Raw genomic sequence first — 16,974 nt, 5'->3', positions numbered from 1 at the left:
TAGGCCGGATAAGGCGCTCACGCCTCCATCCGGCACACGCGATTACCGACGACGACCTAATTTCACCGATTTGAGAATCACAAACTTATTATTGGTGGCGATGGTCTCGCAGTTGCCGAAAATCTTCTTCAGCTTGTGGAAGTAGTCGAGGTGACGGTTAGCCACGATATACAGCTCACCGTTAATCTTCAGGCAGCGGCGGGCGTGATGGAACATCTCCCAGGCGATATTGTCGGTCAGCGCGTGCTTCTGATGGAACGGCGGGTTGCACAGCACGGCATTAAAGCGGAACGGCTCAACCCCGGACAGCGCGTTGTTAATCATAAACTCGCAGCGATCCAGCGCCTCAGGCATATTGCTTTCGACGTTCAGACGACTTGACGCCACCGCCATCGGCGATTCATCCACAAACACCACGCTGGCTTGTGGGTTTTTCGCCAGCAATGTCAGGCCAATCACGCCATTCCCACAGCCGAGATCGACAATCTCTCCTTCAAGATTTGCAGGCAGGTGCTCAATAAAGAAGCGCGCGCCGATATCCAGTCCGGTACGAGAGAAAACGTTGGCGTGGTTATGGATAGTCCAGTCGGTACCTTCCAGCTTCCAGCTTAGCGTTTGCGAAGCAGCGGCAAGTTCAGGTTTGCTGAACGTACAGTTGATCAGACGGGCTTTTTTCCACGCCAGCGTCGTGGTGGTTGGGCCCAGCACCTTTTCAAACAGCTCCAGCGTCGAGGTATGAATGTCGCGTGCTTTCGCTCCGGCAATAATCCGCGTTTGCGGCGTCACCACTTCACGCAGCGCGCGCAGCTGTTGCTCCAGCAGCGCCATGGTTTTAGGAATTTTAATCAGCACCACGCCCGGCGCCTGCGGATAGTCAGCGGTGCTGTCGAGGAACTTGACGCTCGATTCGGCGATGTCGTTGTGACGCAGATTCTCGCGCGTGGCCAACTCGCTTAAATAGGAGTCGCCAATGCTGTACGGCGTATGTTCCGCCAGCGCACAGCCCAGCGCGCCGAAGGTATCATTCAGGATCAGCACCGGGCCGCTAATCTCGGTATCGTCCAGCTGTTGCAGCAGATATTCATCCGCCGCTTCCCACGCCAGCAGCGGGTTAACGTCATCCGTTTCCGGGAAACGTTTAAGTGACAGCGAACGGAAACCGTTGTCTATGTGGCTCATCGGCCCTCCTGAATGGTAAAATTTCGGCGTTATCCCTGAAAAGGGTGCGTGAGTATACACTTTTTATACTTTATATGGGGCAATAATGAGTCAGTTGACCTATCTGCAAGGCTACCCGGAGAACCTACTTGATCAGGTACGCACATTAATTGCCGAGCAACGTCTGGGATCGGTATTAGATAAGCGCTATCCCGGCACGCATGACTTCGCGACCGACAAAGCGCTCTGGCAATATACGCAAGATCTGAAAAATCAGTTCCTGCGTAACGCCCCGCCGCTGAATAAGGTGATGTACGACAGCAAGATCCATGTTCTGAAGAATGCGCTGGGACTGCATACCGCCGTTTCTCGCGTGCAGGGAGGCAAGCTAAAAGCCAAAGCGGAGATCCGCGTGGCGACCGTTTTTCGCAATGCCCCGGAACCCTTCCTGCGAATGATCGTGGTCCATGAACTGGCGCATCTGAAAGAAAAAGAGCATAGCAAAGCGTTTTACCAACTGTGCTGTCATATGGAACCTCAGTACCATCAACTGGAGTTCGATACCCGCCTGTGGTTAACGCAACAATCGTTAAAGCAAAGTGCGTAGTCGCGCACTGGCTTTGTCTTCAGGGCATGCTAAATTGACGAAAGGATCCCTTTTAGCAGCCTGAAGGCCTTTATGATACGTTTCGCAGTAATTGGCACAAACTGGATCACTCGCCAGTTTGTCGATGCCGCCCATGAAACCGGCAAATATAAGTTAACCGCGGTTTATTCCCGCAGTCTTGAGCAGGCACAGACCTTCGCCAACGATTACCCCGTCGAGCACCTGTTTACCTCGCTGGAAGCGATGGCTAATAGTGATGCGATTGACGCCGTCTACATCGCCAGCCCAAACTCCCTGCACTTCCCGCAGACAGCGCTATTTTTGCAGCACAAAAAGCATGTCATTTGCGAAAAGCCGCTGGCCTCAAATCTGGCGCAAGCTGAAGCCGCTATCGCTTGCGCGCGCGAAAATCAGGTGGTGCTGTTTGAAGCATTTAAGACTGCCAGCCTGCCTAACTTCCTGCTGCTGCAGCAAGCGTTACCCAAAGTGGGCAGAATCAGGAAAGCGTTTATCAATTACTGCCAATACTCCTCGCGTTACCAGCGCTATCTGGACGGTGAAAATCCGAATACATTTAATCCGGCGTTCTCTAACGGTTCGATTATGGATATCGGCTTTTACTGCCTGGCCTCAGCGGTTGCGCTTTGGGGCGAACCACAGAGCGTGCAGGCCAGCGCCAGCCTGCTGGAAAGTGGTGTGGATGCCCACGGCGTGGTCGTACTGAATTACGGTGATTTCAGCGTCACACTCCAGCACTCCAAAGTCAGCGACTCGGTATTAGCCAGTGAAATTCAGGGCGAGTCGGGTTCGCTGGTCATTGAGCATATCTCTGAATGTCAGAAAGTGTGCTTCGTGGCGCGTGGTGGCAAAACGCAGGATCTGACGGTGCCTCAGCATATCAATACGATGCTGTATGAGGCAGAGACATTTGCTCATCTGGTTGAATCTGGCGAAGTGGATCATCCGGCACTAAGCGTCAGCCGGATCACCGCCAAACTGCAAACGGAAATTCGCCGTCAGACCGGCGTGATTTTCCCCGCAGACGAAACGGTGACGTCGCTGACTGCGTAAAGGTATGTAAAACGAATGTTGCAGGCCATTGACTGCATCCATGGCCTGTAATATTTTGTAACCCGCAAAGGGGAGTAACTTCGTTGTCGGTTGATCGTCATTACGATGTGTGCAAAACCACATCCGGTCACCGGGCAACAACAAAGGAATACGCTAGCGTATTCCTTTGTTGTTGTAAGTGAGACCTTGCCGAATGGCAAGGTCTATGCATAAAAAGCAGCGGCTAACGTCATTCGGCGTTGGCCGTTTTTTTATGCATGGGGGAATTATGAATACTGTCGGCACACCGTTGTTGTGGGGCGGCTTCGCTGTTGTGGTGGTGATTATGTTGGCCATCGACCTGCTGCTACAGGGTCGTCGTGGCGCACATACCATGTCGATGAAGCAGGCGGCAGCCTGGTCTATCGTCTGGGTCACGCTGTCGTTACTGTTTAACGCCGCATTCTGGTGGTATCTGGCCCAAACGCAGGGCCGCGCCGTTGCCGACCCACAGGCGCTGGCGTTCCTAACCGGCTATCTGATCGAGAAATCACTGGCGGTAGATAACGTCTTTGTCTGGTTGATGCTGTTCAGCTACTTCTCGGTACCGCCTGCGTTACAGCGTCGGGTACTGGTGTACGGCGTACTGGGCGCGATTGTGCTGCGTACGATTATGATCTTCGCAGGTAGCTGGCTTATCGCCCAGTTCGAATGGCTGCTGTACGTCTTTGGCGCGTTCCTGCTGTTTACCGGCGTGAAGATGGCGCTGGCGAAAGAAGACGCTTCCGGTATCGGCGACAGACCGTTAGTCCGCTGGCTGCGGAGTCATTTACGCATGACCGATACCATCGAAGACGAAAAATTCTTCGTGCGTAAAAACGGACTGCTGTTCGTCACGCCGCTGATGCTGGTGTTGATTCTGGTTGAGCTGAGTGATGTCATTTTTGCCGTCGACAGTATTCCGGCAATCTTCGCCGTCACAACCGACCCGTTCATCGTGTTGACCTCGAACCTGTTTGCTATTTTGGGTCTGCGTGCGATGTACTTCCTGCTGGCTGGCGTGGCGGAGCGTTTCTCCATGCTGAAATACGGCTTGTCGGTCATTCTGGTGTTTATCGGTATTAAGATGCTGATCGTCGATTTCTACCATATCCCGATCGCTATCTCGTTAGGCGTGGTGTTCGGTATTCTGTTCGTTACGCTGGTCGTGAATGCGTGGGTTAATCACCAGCACGATAAAAAGCAGCAAATACAGTAACTTTCATTCGCTAGCTGAAAAGCCCGACAACACACTGCGTGCGTCGGGCTTTTTGTTTATCATGTCAAAATAATGTTAATTTAAAGTTATAAAACATGATCTGAACGCAAAAATCAGGAGATTTCGCTTTCCGGGACTTCATCTTTCCATATACTCAACCAGGCAAACACTTTGTTACATCCAGAAAGATGCGTCATCAGAATGCACACTGGATGAGCAACAACACAATGAAAGGATTACTACATGACTACGCAACGTTCATCGGGGCTGCTCTCGCGTTTGGCGCAAGGGAGCCTGGTTAAACAAATTTTGATCGGTTTAGTACTGGGGATATTGCTGGCGCTGGTGTCAAAACCTGCTGCAGAAGCCGTCGGGCTGTTGGGTACGCTGTTTGTTGGCGCATTAAAAGCCGTGGCACCTATTCTGGTCCTGATGCTGGTTATGGCGTCCATCGCTAACCACCAGCACGGACAAAAAACCAATATCCGTCCAATCCTGTTCCTTTACCTGCTGGGAACATTTTCCGCAGCATTAGCGGCGGTTGTCTTCAGCTTCGCCTTCCCGTCCACACTGCATCTTTCCAGCAGCGCCAGCGACATCGTACCGCCATCCGGCATTGTCGAAGTCATGCGTAGCCTGCTGATGAGCATGGTTTCTAACCCGATTGATGCTCTGCTTAACGCCAACTATATCGGCATTCTGGTATGGGCCGTCGGCCTGGGTTTTGCGCTGCGTCATGGGAATGAAACGACCAAGAATCTGGTCAATGATATGTCCAACGCCGTCACCTTTATGGTGAAGCTGGTGATTCGTTTCGCGCCGATCGGTATTTTCGGTCTGGTCTCCTCTACGCTGGCAACGACCGGTTTTGCCACCCTTTGGGGCTACGCTCAACTGCTAGCCGTGCTGGTAGGCTGTATGCTGCTGGTCGCGCTGGTGGTTAACCCGCTGCTGGTATTCTGGAAAATTCGCCGTAACCCGTATCCGCTGGTGCTGGCCTGTCTGCGTGAAAGCGGCGTGTATGCCTTCTTTACCCGCAGCTCCGCGGCAAACATTCCGGTGAATATGGCGCTGTGTGAGAAGTTGAATCTGGATCGTGATACCTACTCAGTGTCTATTCCGCTGGGGGCCACCATTAATATGGCGGGTGCGGCGATCACCATTACCGTGCTGACGCTGGCGGCGGTGAATACGCTGGGTATTCCGGTCGATTTACCGACAGCGCTGTTACTCAGCGTGGTGGCTTCGCTGTGTGCCTGTGGCGCATCGGGCGTGGCGGGTGGTTCGCTGCTGTTAATCCCGCTGGCGTGCAACATGTTCGGGATTCCGAATGACATCGCCATGCAGGTGGTTGCCGTTGGCTTTATCATCGGGGTGCTGCAGGACTCCTGTGAAACGGCCTTGAACTCTTCTACAGATGTTCTGTTTACCGCTGCAGCCTGTCAGGCAGAAGACGAACGTCTGGCAAACAACGCCCTGCGCGGCTAATCTCTGTTCCCCTCCGTCATCGGGCGGAGGGGTTCTTATCTTGTACGCTTTTTTCAATTTTGAACGGATCAATTCCGCGTTTTTGCATCCGCCGGAAGCGAATAATGTTCAGGCCGTTCATCACCAGAAAACTCCCTTCGATCATCGTCCCGCCAATCGATCCCAGCCAGAAATTATGGATAACCCAACAGGCGGTTGCGCACCACATAACGCAACGCACGGTTAACCCTTGGCAGCGAAACAGCGCCCAGGTGCTGGCCAGCGTGCCGATTATCGGCAACAGCTCCATCGCATGCTGTAATTTCGCAAGCCCGAGAACCAGGGTGAGGATAATAAAAACGGTCATTACCCACAGTTTGCGGGTATGCATCGAGACGAGTGTGCGGATAGTATTAAGCTCGGCACTCATTCCTGCAGGCCAGGCGCCCATCAGGAAAAAATGCACACCAATGGTGGCACTATAGACAGCGAGTTGCAGCCGGAACCGACGCTCATCGCGATTGAAAAAGGTGGTAATGCCGATTAGAAAGGCGATGACACCTACGCCCTGAGCCAGCCAATACGCGGTCATGCAAGCAACCCCAACTCCATTTCGTAGGCCGGATAAGGCATGTTCTCCGCCATCCGGCCACGGTTTGAGCCTGATGGCGCTGCGCTTATCAGGCCCACATCTTTACAATCAAAGGGTTACGCCGCTTTTAAAGATAGCCAGTTCTCTAAAATCGTTTCGCTCGTTGCAGGTTTGCTTACCGTTGGCGATATCGACGATGGTATCGACAAATTCTTCCAGTAACTGCGGCATCGCTTTGCCGTGGATCAGTTGTCCGGCGTCAAAATCGATCCAGTGCTTTTTCTTCGCTGCCAGCTCGCTGTTGGTAGCAATTTTCACCGTCGGCACAAATCCACCATACGGCGTACCGCGACCGGTACTGAACAACACCATATGACAGCCCGCGCCCGCCAGTGCACTGGTGGCGACTGCGTCGTTACCCGGTGCGCTTAGCAGGTTCAGGCCGTGCGTTTTCAGACGTTCGCCATAGCGCAATACGTCCACCACCTGGCTGGAACCCGCTTTCTGGGTACAGCCCAGCGATTTATCTTCCAGGGTGGTGATACCGCCCGCTTTGTTACCCGGCGATGGGTTCTCGTAGATCGGCTGGTCGTGAGCAATGAAGTACTGTTTGAAGTCATTCACCATAGTGACCAGCTTGCCGAACGTTTCTTCGTCACGGCAGTGGTCCATCAACAACTGCTCGGCGCCGAACATTTCCGGTACTTCGGTCAGCACGGTGGTGCCGCCGTTGGCAATCACGTAGTCGGAGAAACGGCCCAACATCGGGTTGGCGGTAATGCCGGACAGACCGTCAGAGCCGCCGCATTCCAGACCAAACTTCAACTCGCCCAGCTTACCAGGTTCACGCTTATCGTTACGCATCACGTTGTACAACTGGTGAAGATGTTCGATCCCCGCTTCCACTTCGTCTTCCTGGTGTTGACAGACCATAAAGTGAACGCGATCGGGATCATACTCGCCTAAGGTTTCGCGAAAAGCGTCAACCTGGTTGTTTTCACAGCCGAGGCCGACCACCAGCACTGCGCCCGCGTTCGGGTGGCGCACCATGTTTTGCAGCATGGTGCGGGTGTTGATATGGTCGTCACCCAGTTGTGAGCAGCCGTAGGTGTGGCTGAAGAGATGCACGCCGTCGATACCTTCGGCGTCGTTGGTCTCTTTCAGGAAGCGATTCTGCATCTGACGGGCCATGGCGTTGACGCAGCCTACTGTCGGCAGGATCCACAATTCGTTACGCACGCCAACATCGCCGTTGGCACGACGGTAGATCTGTACATCACGATCCGCTGGTTGCGCTTCAGGTTCCTGAAAGTCGGGTTGATAGCTATATTCATCCAGATCGCTCAGATTGGTACGCGTGTTATGAGCATGAATATGCTCGCCCGCCGCGATATCCACCAAAGCATGGCCGATCGGTAGGCCATATTTCATGACGTTCTCACCCTGTGCGATCTCGCAGAGTGCGAATTTATGACCACGAGAGACCGCCTGGCGCAGGGTTACCGCCTGCCCGTCAACGGTCACGTCGGTTCCTTCAGCCAAATCAGCGAGCGCTACCGCAACGTTATCCAGCGTATGGATCTTGATGTATTGCATATCAACCCCGGACCTTAGTTCAGTTCAATGGCGAAATAATCGCGCGCATTGTTGAAGCAAATGTTTTTCACCATTTCACCCAGCAGTTGGATGTCGGCCGGGGCTTCGCCCGCAGTAACCCAACGACCGATCATCTGGCACAGAATACGACGGAAGTATTCGTGACGGGTGTAAGACAGGAAGCTACGGCTGTCGGTCAGCATGCCGACGAAGCGGCTCAGCAGGCCCAGTTGCGCCAGCTGTGTCATCTGACGTTCCATCCCGTCTTTCTGATCGTTGAACCACCAGCCGGAACCGAACTGCATTTTGCCCGGCATGCCTTCGCCCTGGAAGTTACCGATCATGGTGCCCAGCACTTCGTTATCGCGCGGGTTCAGGCAGTACAGAATGGTTTTCGGCAGCAGGTTCTGTTCGTTCTGCTTACTCAGCAGTTTGGACAGTTCTTCCGCCATCGGACGGTCATTGATGGAGTCGAAGCCGACGTCCGCGCCCAGCAGTTTGAACTGACGCAGGTTGTTATTACGCAGCGCGCCGATGTGGTACTGCTGTACCCATTCGCGACGTGCGTATTCTGCACCGAGGAACACCAGCACAGCGGTTTTGAACTGGGCGACTTCATGCTCGCTCAGGGTTTCACCGGCCAGACGACGAGCCAGGATGCTATCCAGCTCCGCTTCGTTAGATTCCGCGAAAAGGACAACGTCCAGCGCGTGGTCAGACACTTTACAGCCGTGAGCGGCGAAGTGGTCCAGACGTTTGGTCAGCGCGGTCTGCAGGTCGGCGAAACGACGGATATCGGTGTCAGAGACTTCACCGAGCTTGGCCATGTAATCGTTAAAGGTCGCCAGTTCGATGTTGAAGGCTTTATCCGGCCGCCAGCTCGGCAGCACTTTCACATCAAAACTTCCGTCTTTGGCAACGGCGGCGTGATGCTCCAGAGAATCGATCGGGTCATCGGTGGTGCCGACCATTTTCACGTTCATCTGCTGCATGATGCCACGCGCGGAGAATTGATCCTGCGCCAGCAGTTCGTTGCACTGGTTCCAAATTTCGTCAGCCGTTGCCGGAGACAGCAGCTTACCTGTAATACCAAACGGGCGACGTAACTCGAGGTGGGTCCAGTGGTACAGCGGGTTACCGATAGTGTGCGGAACCGTAGCGGCCCAGGCATCAAACTTCTCACGATCGGAGGCATCGCCGGTACACAGGCGCTCAGCGACGCCGTTGGTACGCATCGCACGCCACTTATAGTGGTCACCCTTCAGCCAGATGTCATACAGGTTATTAAAACGGTAGTTTTCAGCGATTTGTTGCGGTGGTAAATGGCAGTGGTAATCGAAGATCGGCTGGTCTTTGGCGTAATCATGATACAGACGGCGGGCAAATTCGGTATCCAGCAGGAAATCTTCAGTCATAAACGGAGTCATTATCGTCTTCCTCTCAACGAGTGCGTCAGATTGCTTATGTTTTGATGTTGACAAAGTTATCACACCAATTTCCACACCCCGAAGATATTTTCGTGAGTTAGATCAACAAATGATGACAAAAAAATTACTCTCAAAGAGGTAAATCATGCCTCAGGCCGCGCCAGTACTGGCTTTGCTGAATCGAAATAATGACCACACGAAGATTCACACTTTTGTGATGGCACTCACCTTTTAAAGTTGTATGACAAGTTATCTTTTGGCCGTCGCGATACATAAGCCGACGGAATGCAAATTACCGATGTATCAACATCGGATTGACCGGTACGGAAACCGAATTAGCACAACTATTGACATGGCAACGTTCGGGGAGTACCGGCTTTTTTTTCGGTTCCCCCTCGTAAAAGAACATCCTCCGCCCTGAACTGGAAGATGACCGCTCGTTGGCGGACATAACAAAACGATGAGGTTTTACATGCGTAAAATTAAAGGGTTACGTTGGTACATGATCGCACTGGTGACGCTTGGCACCGTGTTGGGTTACCTCACACGTAACACTGTGGCGGCAGCTGCGCCAACTCTGATGGAAGAGTTACACATCTCCACTCAACAGTATTCCTATATCATCGCAGCGTATTCTGCTGCTTACACCGTAATGCAACCCGTGGCAGGTTACGTGCTTGATGTACTCGGCACAAAAATCGGTTACGCGATGTTCGCCGTTCTGTGGGCCGTCTTCTGTGGCGCGACCGCACTGGCTGGCAGCTGGGGCGGACTGGCGCTGGCGCGAGGCGCGGTAGGTGCAGCTGAAGCCGCAATGATCCCGGCTGGCCTGAAAGCCAGTTCAGAATGGTTTCCGGCAAAAGAACGTTCCATCGCCGTGGGTTATTTCAACGTTGGTTCTTCTATCGGCGCGATGATTGCACCGCCGTTGGTGGTCTGGGCTATCGTCATGCACAGTTGGCAGATGGCATTCATTATTTCCGGCGCCCTGAGCTTCATCTGGGCGATGTCCTGGCTGGTGTTCTACAAACATCCACGCGACCAGAAAAAACTGTCTGATGAAGAACGTGATTACATTCTGAACGGCCAGGAATCACAGCATAAAAACACAACCTCGAAGAAAATGTCGCTCGGCCAGATCCTGCGTAACCGCCAGTTCTGGGGCATCGCGCTGCCGCGTTTCCTGGCAGAACCGGCGTGGGGGACATTCAACGCCTGGATCCCGCTGTTCATGTTCAAAGTCTACGGCTTTAACCTGAAAGAAATCGCCATGTTTGCCTGGATGCCGATGCTGTTTGCTGACCTGGGCTGTATCGTTGGGGGTTACCTGCCACCGCTGTTCCAGCGTTGGTTCGGCGTGAACCTGATCGTGTCCCGTAAAATGGTGGTCACCATGGGCGCGCTGCTGATGATTGGCCCTGGCATGATTGGTCTGTTCACCAGCCCGTACATCGCTATCGCCCTGCTGTGCATCGGCGGCTTTGCTCACCAGGCGCTGTCCGGTGCGCTGATTACGCTCTCTTCTGACGTATTTGGTCGTAATGAAGTGGCAACCGCGAACGGTCTGACCGGTATGTCCGCCTGGCTTGCAAGCACGCTGTTTGCTTTGGTCGTTGGCGCGCTGGCCGACACCATCGGTTTTAGCCCGCTGTTCGCCGTGCTGGCGGTATTCGACCTGCTTGGCGCGTTGGTCATCTGGACGGTACTACAGAACAAATCAGCCAGCGAGATAGATTCAGGTCCACAGACGGGCGATCCCGCGACGCAAAGTTAACCAGATGCGATACAGCAAGGTTATATAATGCTAAGCCGCCAGCTATCTGGCGGCTTTTTTGTCCTCGCGAGTGGAGGCGTAATCGCAAAAGTGGTATAACAAATATAGTCTGCCGTATCATGCCTGGAGCGCATATGGAAATCACTGAACCACGCCGTTTATACCAACAACTTGCCGCTGATCTTAAAGAACGCATTGAGCAGGGCGTCTATCTGGTGGGTGACAAACTTCCCGCCGAGCGCTTTATCGCCGATGAAAAAAATGTCAGCCGTACCGTGGTTCGTGAAGCGATTATCATGCTGGAAGTTGAGGGCTATGTTGAAGTGCGTAAAGGATCGGGGATCCACGTCATCTCTAACCAACCCAAACATTATGTTGCTCCCGACGAAGGTCTGGAATTCGCCAGTTACGGTCCTTTTGAGCTGCTTCAGGCTCGACAGCTCATTGAAAGCAACATTGCCGAGTTTGCCGCCACTCAGGTGACCAAACAGGACATCATGAAACTGATGGAAATTCAGGAGAAGTCGCGTAATGAAAAAAGCTTTCGTGACTCCGAATGGGATCTCCAGTTCCATGTGCAGGTCGCGCTGGCCACGCAGAACTCCGCCCTGGCCGCCATCGTGGAAAAAATGTGGACTCAGCGTATTCACAACCCTTACTGGAAAAAACTGCACGACCACATCGACTCGCGTACGGTAGATAACTGGTGCGACGACCATGATCAGATCCTGCGGGCGCTGATTCGCAAAGATCCCCATGCCGCGAAACTGGCGATGTGGCAGCATCTGGAGAACACGAAGCAGATGCTGTTTAACGAAACCAGCGATGATTTTGAGTTCAACGCGGACCGTTACCTTTTTACTGAAAATCCGGTCGTTCATCTCGATACGGCCGCTAACGGCGCAAAATAATCAATCTTATCGATACAGGCGTGACGAAGCGCCTGTACCTGATGCTTGGTAAGCATTAGGTATAAAATGTCAGCCTGTGTAAATCCTCTCGCCTCCCTCTAATGCGATAAGCAAAATCAGAGTTCAGCAACCGTAATTTCTATAACGGACAACGTTGACCTTTGTTACAATTAGATGCTATTTGAATTTTTGTGTTTAAGAGCTTGCTAACTTCACAACTTCACAGGGAACAGTTCAGGCCGTGAATTTGTATCAGACCGCGCACCTTGCAAAAAACATCAATAAAATCGCGGTGTTACAAAATCCAGAAAAACCGGCATGACGATAACCGATTCTCCAGGAATATTGAATGGAACTACTGACTCAATTACTGAATGCTTTATGGGCTCAGGATTTTGAAACTCTGGCCAATCCTTCCATGATTGGCATGCTCTATTTTGTACTATTTACCATTTTGTTTCTGGAAAATGGACTGCTGCCAGCAGCGTTTTTACCCGGCGACAGTTTGCTGGTACTGGTCGGCGTGCTTATTGCCAAAGGCGCAATGGGTTTTCCGCAAACGGTACTGCTACTCACCACCGCGGCCAGCCTCGGCTGTTGGCTTAGTTATATCCAGGGGCGATGGCTGGGAAACACCCGCACCGTGCAAAACTGGTTGTCGCACCTTCCTGCGCATTACCATCAGCGCGCGCATCATCTTTTTCATAAGCATGGCTTGTCTGCGCTGCTGGTTGGTCGCTTCATTGCGTTTGTCAGAACATTACTGCCGACCATCGCAGGGTTATCCGGCCTGAATAATGCGCGCTTTCAGTTCTTTAACTGGATGAGCGGATTGCTTTGGGTCCTGATCCTCACAACGCTTGGCTATCTGCTGGGCAAAACGCCGGTATTTCTTAAGTATGAAGATCAGCTCATGTCTTGCCTGATGCTGCTTCCTGTGGTGTTACTGGTGTTTGGTCTGGCGGGTTCATTGGTTGTGCTGTGGAAAAAGAAATACGGGAACCGAGGATAAATTATGCTGAAATCATGCATAACGCTCCGACGACTTGCCTGGACCACTACCTTTATGCTGTTTATCGGCGCGCTGCTCCTGACCTGGTCGGTTATTCGCCAGCAGGAGTCAACGCTTGCCATTCGCGCCATAAACCAGGGAGCCAGCATGCCTGATGGCTTCTCTATCTGGCATCACCTGGATGCCAACGGCATCCGCTTTAAAAGTATTACCCCGCAAAATGACGCGCTGCTGATCACTTTTGATTCCAGCGCGCAGAGCGCAGCCGCCAAAGTGGTGCTGGACCGTACGTTGCCACATGGCTTCGTCATCGCTCAGCAGGATGATGATAATCAGGCGGTGCAGTGGTTATCCCGCTTACGTGATACCCCGCACCGTTTTGGTTAATCTCCAGGAATCTGAATTAGATCACTCACTTTGGTGATTTCACCGTTTAGCGCCTATGATTAATAAACTGGGATTATGGCCCAACGTTTTATTAATCTGGAGCATCGACCGCAAGCCACAACGTCGAATCACAATGGAAGGTTCAAGAATGAAATACCGCATCGCTTTGGCTATTAGCCTTTTCGCTCTCAGTGCCGGCAGTTACGCCACCCCCCTCTGTCAGGAAAAAGAACAGGATATTCAGCGGGAGATTAGCTATGCCGAAAAGCACAACAATCAGAACCGCATCAATGGTCTGAACAAAGCACTTAGTGAGGTTCGGGCCAATTGTACTGACAGCAAACTGCGCGCCGACCATCAGAAAAAAATCGCAGAGCAGAAAGATGAGATAGCCGAGCGTCAAGATGATTTAGCCGAGGCGAAGCAAAAAGGCGATGCGGATAAAATTGCCAAACGCGAACGTAAGCTTGCCGAAGCTCAGAATGAGCTGAAAGAACTCGAATCACGCGATTACTAAGTACGGTAACTACCCACTCAACTGGAGAAAACTATGTCGAAAGATAATGCTACGGACAACCTGCGCGCTGAGCTGAAATCTCTTGCGGATACGCTTGAAGAAGTACTTAGCTCCTCTGGCGATAAGTCGAAGGAAGAGATGAGTAAAATTCGCAGCAAAGCCGAACACGCCCTGCGGGAGAGCCGTCATCGTCTGAGTGAAACCAGCGATGTGATTGCCAAACAGACCCGTGAAGCCGCGGCCAAAGCCGATAACTATGTACGCGAAAACCCATGGACTGGCGTCGGGATTGGCGCTGCAGTCGGTGTGGTGCTTGGTGTACTGCTGTCGCGCCGTTAACAATGGCTGACTCTCAACACGCACAAGGTCCAGGCAAAAGCGTACTGGGTATTGGACAGCGGATCCTGACGATTCTCGTTGAGATCGTAGAAACGCGGTTGCGGCTGGCCGTCGTGGAACTGGAAGAGGAAAAATCAAATCTCATCCAGATCCTGCTGATGCTTGGGCTGACCATGCTGTTCGCGGCGTTTGGGCTGATGAGCCTGATGGTGCTTATCATCTGGGCCATTGATCCGCAATATCGCCTGAACGCAATGATTGCCACCACCGTTGTGCTGTTGGTTATGGCGCTTATTGGCGGGATATGGACTCTGCGTAAAGCTCGCAAAACAACGCTGCTACGCCATACGCGCCACGAACTCGCAAACGACAGGCAGGCCCTGGAGGATGATGCATAATGAGCAGTAAAGTCGAACGTCAACAACGTAAGGCGCAACTGCTTGGACAGATCCAGCAGCAACGGCTGGATCTGTCTGCTACTCGCCGCGACTGGCTGGAGGCCACCGAAGTCTACGATCGTGGCTGGAAAACGCTGTTGAACCTACGCGGCTGGGTGTTAGTGGGTAGCAGTATCATGGCAGTTCGTACCATTCGTAACCCTAATCTGCTGGTACGCTGGGCGAAGCGCGGTTTTAGCGTCTGGAGCATCTGGCGTCTGGTTAAAGCGACCATCAGGCAGCAACAACTGCGCGGCTAATCCCCCACTCCCCTAACCTCAAAATTTTTGAAAAAATTTGACAGTTTTCCTTGCTAACAATTGTCATTAAGCACGTTTATGATTCTCTCCATCGACAGCAACGACGCGCTCTGCAGCGTCGTTGCACACAAAACACAATAAGCCGCCTGAGTGGTTTCCTGGAGTGAATGATGAAGAAATTAGAAGATGTTGGTGTACTGGTAGCGCGCATTCTGATGCCAATCCTGTTTATTTCCGCAGGCTGGGGAAAAATCACCGGATATGCGGGTACCCAACAGTATATGGAAGCCATGGGCGTGCCTGGTTTTATGTTGCCGCTGGTCATCCTGCTTGAGTTTGGCGGTGGTCTGGCAATCCTGTTCGGCTTCCTGACCCGTACTACCGCGCTGTTCACCGCAGGCTTCACGCTGCTGACAGCGTTCATCTTCCACAGCAACTTTGCGGAAGGCGTGAACTCTCTGATGTTCATGAAAAACCTGACCATCGCAGGCGGTTTCCTGCTGCTGGCTATCACCGGTCCGGGCGCATTCAGCATCGACCGTGTACTGAATAAAAAGTGGTAAGCGAACTATACTGAACACATGAAAAAGCGAGGAGACATCTCCTCGCTTTTGCTATCTGAGGAGGCGATAAAATGGGACAACTGATTGACGGCGTATGGCATGACACCTGGTATGACACCAAATCAACCGGGGGAAAATTTCAACGTTCAGCATCGGCTTACCGCAACTGGCTCACCGCGGATGGCGCACCGGGTCCAACGGGCGAAGGGGGATTCGCTGCCGAAAAAGACCGCTATCATCTCTACGTTTCTCTGGCCTGTCCGTGGGCGCACCGTACGCTGATTTTGCGTAAGCTCAAAGGGCTGGAACCGTTTATTTCCGTTTCCGTTGTGCATCCGCTGATGCTGGAAAACGGCTGGACCTTTGATGATACCTTCCCGGCTGCAACCGGCGATACGCTGTATCAACACGAGTTTCTTTACCAGCTCTATCTGCACGCCGATCCGCATTACAGCGGTCGGGTAACCGTCCCGGTGTTGTGGGATAAAAAAAATCACACCATTGTCAGCAACGAATCTGCGGAGATCATCCGCATGTTTAACACCGCTTTTGATGCTTTGGGCGCAAAAGCCGGGGATTACTACCCGTCAGCCCTGCAAAGTCAAATCGACGAGCTGAATGGCTGGATTTATGACAACGTCAATAACGGTGTGTACAAAGCCGGATTTGCCACCAGCCAGGAAGCGTACGATGACGCCGTGGAAAAAGTCTTCCAATCCCTGGCGCGTCTGGAGCAAATTCTGGGGCAGCATCGCTATCTGACCGGCAACCAGTTAACAGAAGCAGATATTCGCCTGTGGACCACGCTGGTACGTTTTGATCCCGTGTATGTGACCCATTTCAAGTGCGACAAATACCGGATTAGCGATTATCTGAACCTGTATGGTTTCCTGCGCGACATCTACCAGATACCGGGCATTGCGGAAACCGTCAATTTCGATCACATCCGTAATCACTACTTCCGTAGCCATAAAACCATTAACCCGACTGGTATTATTTCTGTTGGGCCGTGGCAGGACCTTAACGAACCCCACGGGCGTAACGAGCGTTTCGCGTAATTTACACTGGCCCCTTTGGGGAATACCGATTAGTTAAGCATGTATGGCGAACATGTGATTTTTGCTCAGGGTTCCGTTCACCTCAGCGGTGTCATTTCTTTGAAACGCCGTTACCCGTGAACGTGCAAGGGAGGCTCACCGCCGCCTCCCTTGCATCCCAGGCTCCCGGCGGGAAAATCGTCGCTGCGCGATTCATTCGTCTTATGCCGTCTGCCTGTCGGGTCGGGGCCGAGCCTGCATCCCTGCAGGCCATCCCCTCTGCCCGCATCCCTGCGGGCAGACCCGGTCAGCCGTCAACGCCTCATCGATTTTCAGCCGGACATGGGTCATCGCTTCAACGCTCTGACTTCCAGTAAAATCTGTTTTGCTGTTCAGATATATTCAAATAAAAATACAGATGGTCAGGTGTGGCTGGTCCGGCTGAAAATTGCCGACGTGTTTCCGTAAGGCCGGGAGAACCCGCAGGGATGCGGGTTCAGGGCGCGCTTTGCAAGGACGCTTCATCGCGCCCGGCCCGAAAGCCTGAAGGAATAAGCGGAGGGAACCACGAAGTGGCAATTT

The 16,974-nt window shown here is 52.7% G+C and carries 18 protein-coding genes; 14 read left to right on the top strand and 4 right to left on the bottom strand.

All coding sequences use genetic code 11. The features are described from left to right. Positions 1 to 42: 42 nt before the first annotated feature. Positions 43 to 1,179: a 23S rRNA (guanine(1835)-N(2))-methyltransferase RlmG gene (rlmG, locus tag FDX09_RS17090; protein WP_038634052.1), complete on the bottom strand. Its 1,137-nt coding sequence runs from the start codon at positions 1,177 to 1,179 to the stop codon at positions 43 to 45. An 85-nt stretch (positions 1,180 to 1,264) separates the two neighbouring features. Between rlmG and FDX09_RS17085 the strand changes: the two genes are divergently transcribed. The 4 genes from FDX09_RS17085 (at position 1,265) to sstT (ending at position 5,561) form a co-directional block, all read left to right on the top strand. Next, positions 1,265 to 1,765 (top strand): M48 family metallopeptidase, encoded by a 501-nt coding sequence (locus tag FDX09_RS17085; protein WP_137347593.1) that lies wholly within the window; start codon positions 1,265 to 1,267, stop codon positions 1,763 to 1,765. 72 nt (positions 1,766 to 1,837) lie between these two features. Then, the gene (locus FDX09_RS17080) at positions 1,838 to 2,836 is read left to right on the top strand and encodes a Gfo/Idh/MocA family oxidoreductase (protein WP_137347592.1); all 999 of its coding nucleotides are present in this window, start codon (positions 1,838 to 1,840) and stop codon (positions 2,834 to 2,836) included. Between the two features lie 268 nt (positions 2,837 to 3,104). Further along, positions 3,105 to 4,073: a TerC family protein gene (locus FDX09_RS17075; RefSeq protein ID WP_038642882.1), complete on the top strand. Its 969-nt coding sequence runs from the start codon at positions 3,105 to 3,107 to the stop codon at positions 4,071 to 4,073. 243 nt (positions 4,074 to 4,316) lie between these two features. Next, a complete protein-coding gene (gene sstT / locus FDX09_RS17070) occupies positions 4,317 to 5,561 on the top strand; it encodes a serine/threonine transporter SstT (RefSeq protein WP_085048679.1) in 1,245 nt (414 codons plus the stop codon). A 16-nt stretch (positions 5,562 to 5,577) separates the two neighbouring features. Here the strand turns inward: sstT and FDX09_RS17065 are convergent, their stop codons facing one another. From FDX09_RS17065 to uxaC, 3 genes are all read right to left on the bottom strand, one after another. Next, complete coding sequence (locus tag FDX09_RS17065) at positions 5,578 to 6,132, bottom strand: YgjV family protein (protein ID WP_137347591.1); 555 nt, start codon at positions 6,130 to 6,132, stop codon at positions 5,578 to 5,580. 108 nt (positions 6,133 to 6,240) lie between these two features. Further along, a complete protein-coding gene (locus FDX09_RS17060) occupies positions 6,241 to 7,728 on the bottom strand; it encodes an altronate dehydratase family protein (RefSeq protein WP_069324373.1) in 1,488 nt (495 codons plus the stop codon). A 14-nt stretch (positions 7,729 to 7,742) separates the two neighbouring features. Then, the gene (gene uxaC, locus FDX09_RS17055; protein ID WP_085048678.1) at positions 7,743 to 9,155 is read right to left on the bottom strand and encodes a glucuronate isomerase; all 1,413 of its coding nucleotides are present in this window, start codon (positions 9,153 to 9,155) and stop codon (positions 7,743 to 7,745) included. A 472-nt stretch (positions 9,156 to 9,627) separates the two neighbouring features. Here uxaC and FDX09_RS17050 point away from each other — a divergent pair, with 472 nt between their 5' ends. The 10 genes from FDX09_RS17050 (at position 9,628) to FDX09_RS17005 (ending at position 16,413) form a co-directional block, all read left to right on the top strand. Then, on the top strand, positions 9,628 to 10,929 hold the full coding sequence (locus tag FDX09_RS17050) for an MFS transporter (protein WP_032940740.1): 1,302 nt from the start codon (positions 9,628 to 9,630) through the stop codon (positions 10,927 to 10,929). Positions 10,930 to 11,063: 134 nt separating this feature from the next. Then, positions 11,064 to 11,840: a transcriptional regulator ExuR gene (gene exuR / locus FDX09_RS17045; RefSeq protein WP_038634073.1), complete on the top strand. Its 777-nt coding sequence runs from the start codon at positions 11,064 to 11,066 to the stop codon at positions 11,838 to 11,840. A gap of 349 nt (positions 11,841 to 12,189) precedes the next feature. Further along, positions 12,190 to 12,852: a DedA family general envelope maintenance protein YqjA gene (gene yqjA, locus FDX09_RS17040; protein ID WP_003024820.1), complete on the top strand. Its 663-nt coding sequence runs from the start codon at positions 12,190 to 12,192 to the stop codon at positions 12,850 to 12,852. Positions 12,853 to 12,855: 3 nt separating this feature from the next. Then, positions 12,856 to 13,239 carry an EnvZ/OmpR regulon moderator MzrA gene (gene mzrA / locus FDX09_RS17035; protein ID WP_038634076.1) on the top strand — a complete coding sequence of 128 codons (384 nt, stop codon included), beginning with the start codon at positions 12,856 to 12,858 and terminating at the stop codon, positions 13,237 to 13,239. A 148-nt stretch (positions 13,240 to 13,387) separates the two neighbouring features. After that, a complete protein-coding gene (locus tag FDX09_RS17030; protein WP_137347590.1) occupies positions 13,388 to 13,756 on the top strand; it encodes a DUF1090 domain-containing protein in 369 nt (122 codons plus the stop codon). Positions 13,757 to 13,789: 33 nt separating this feature from the next. Next, positions 13,790 to 14,095 carry a YqjD family protein gene (locus tag FDX09_RS17025; RefSeq protein WP_006687949.1) on the top strand — a complete coding sequence of 102 codons (306 nt, stop codon included), beginning with the start codon at positions 13,790 to 13,792 and terminating at the stop codon, positions 14,093 to 14,095. A gap of 2 nt (positions 14,096 to 14,097) precedes the next feature. After that, positions 14,098 to 14,493 carry a phage holin family protein gene (locus FDX09_RS17020; protein ID WP_038634082.1) on the top strand — a complete coding sequence of 132 codons (396 nt, stop codon included), beginning with the start codon at positions 14,098 to 14,100 and terminating at the stop codon, positions 14,491 to 14,493. Further along, positions 14,493 to 14,792, top strand: coding sequence for a YqjK-like family protein (locus tag FDX09_RS17015; RefSeq protein ID WP_038634085.1), 300 nt, complete (start codon positions 14,493 to 14,495; stop codon positions 14,790 to 14,792). The genes FDX09_RS17020 and FDX09_RS17015 overlap by 1 nt, the downstream gene beginning before the upstream one ends. A gap of 170 nt (positions 14,793 to 14,962) precedes the next feature. After that, the gene (locus tag FDX09_RS17010) at positions 14,963 to 15,355 is read left to right on the top strand and encodes a DoxX family protein (RefSeq protein ID WP_032940735.1); all 393 of its coding nucleotides are present in this window, start codon (positions 14,963 to 14,965) and stop codon (positions 15,353 to 15,355) included. Between the two features lie 71 nt (positions 15,356 to 15,426). Further along, positions 15,427 to 16,413: a glutathione S-transferase family protein gene (locus tag FDX09_RS17005; RefSeq protein ID WP_137347589.1), complete on the top strand. Its 987-nt coding sequence runs from the start codon at positions 15,427 to 15,429 to the stop codon at positions 16,411 to 16,413. Positions 16,414 to 16,974 lie beyond the last annotated feature (561 nt).

The organism is Citrobacter sp. wls717 (genome assembly GCF_005280955.1).
Lineage (GTDB): Bacteria > Pseudomonadota > Gammaproteobacteria > Enterobacterales > Enterobacteriaceae > Citrobacter > Citrobacter werkmanii.
This window is presented reverse-complemented; position numbering and strand designations above follow the sequence as displayed.

Bases quoted from the DNA above. Each gene is read 5' to 3' on its own strand.
- rlmG (WP_038634052.1), bottom strand. From the start codon at position 1,179: ATGAGCCACATAGACAACGGTTTCCGTTCGCTGTCACTTAAACGTTTC.
- FDX09_RS17085 (WP_137347593.1), top strand. From the start codon at position 1,265: ATGAGTCAGTTGACCTATCTGCAAGGCTACCCGGAGAACCTACTTGAT.
- FDX09_RS17080 (WP_137347592.1), top strand. From the start codon at position 1,838: ATGATACGTTTCGCAGTAATTGGCACAAACTGGATCACTCGCCAGTTT.
- FDX09_RS17075 (WP_038642882.1), top strand. From the start codon at position 3,105: ATGAATACTGTCGGCACACCGTTGTTGTGGGGCGGCTTCGCTGTTGTG.
- sstT (WP_085048679.1), top strand. From the start codon at position 4,317: ATGACTACGCAACGTTCATCGGGGCTGCTCTCGCGTTTGGCGCAAGGG.
- FDX09_RS17065 (WP_137347591.1), bottom strand. From the start codon at position 6,132: ATGACCGCGTATTGGCTGGCTCAGGGCGTAGGTGTCATCGCCTTTCTA.
- FDX09_RS17060 (WP_069324373.1), bottom strand. From the start codon at position 7,728: ATGCAATACATCAAGATCCATACGCTGGATAACGTTGCGGTAGCGCTC.
- uxaC (WP_085048678.1), bottom strand. From the start codon at position 9,155: ATGACTCCGTTTATGACTGAAGATTTCCTGCTGGATACCGAATTTGCC.
- FDX09_RS17050 (WP_032940740.1), top strand. From the start codon at position 9,628: ATGCGTAAAATTAAAGGGTTACGTTGGTACATGATCGCACTGGTGACG.
- exuR (WP_038634073.1), top strand. From the start codon at position 11,064: ATGGAAATCACTGAACCACGCCGTTTATACCAACAACTTGCCGCTGAT.
- yqjA (WP_003024820.1), top strand. From the start codon at position 12,190: ATGGAACTACTGACTCAATTACTGAATGCTTTATGGGCTCAGGATTTT.
- mzrA (WP_038634076.1), top strand. From the start codon at position 12,856: ATGCTGAAATCATGCATAACGCTCCGACGACTTGCCTGGACCACTACC.
- FDX09_RS17030 (WP_137347590.1), top strand. From the start codon at position 13,388: ATGAAATACCGCATCGCTTTGGCTATTAGCCTTTTCGCTCTCAGTGCC.
- FDX09_RS17025 (WP_006687949.1), top strand. From the start codon at position 13,790: ATGTCGAAAGATAATGCTACGGACAACCTGCGCGCTGAGCTGAAATCT.
- FDX09_RS17020 (WP_038634082.1), top strand. From the start codon at position 14,098: ATGGCTGACTCTCAACACGCACAAGGTCCAGGCAAAAGCGTACTGGGT.
- FDX09_RS17015 (WP_038634085.1), top strand. From the start codon at position 14,493: ATGAGCAGTAAAGTCGAACGTCAACAACGTAAGGCGCAACTGCTTGGA.
- FDX09_RS17010 (WP_032940735.1), top strand. From the start codon at position 14,963: ATGAAGAAATTAGAAGATGTTGGTGTACTGGTAGCGCGCATTCTGATG.
- FDX09_RS17005 (WP_137347589.1), top strand. From the start codon at position 15,427: ATGGGACAACTGATTGACGGCGTATGGCATGACACCTGGTATGACACC.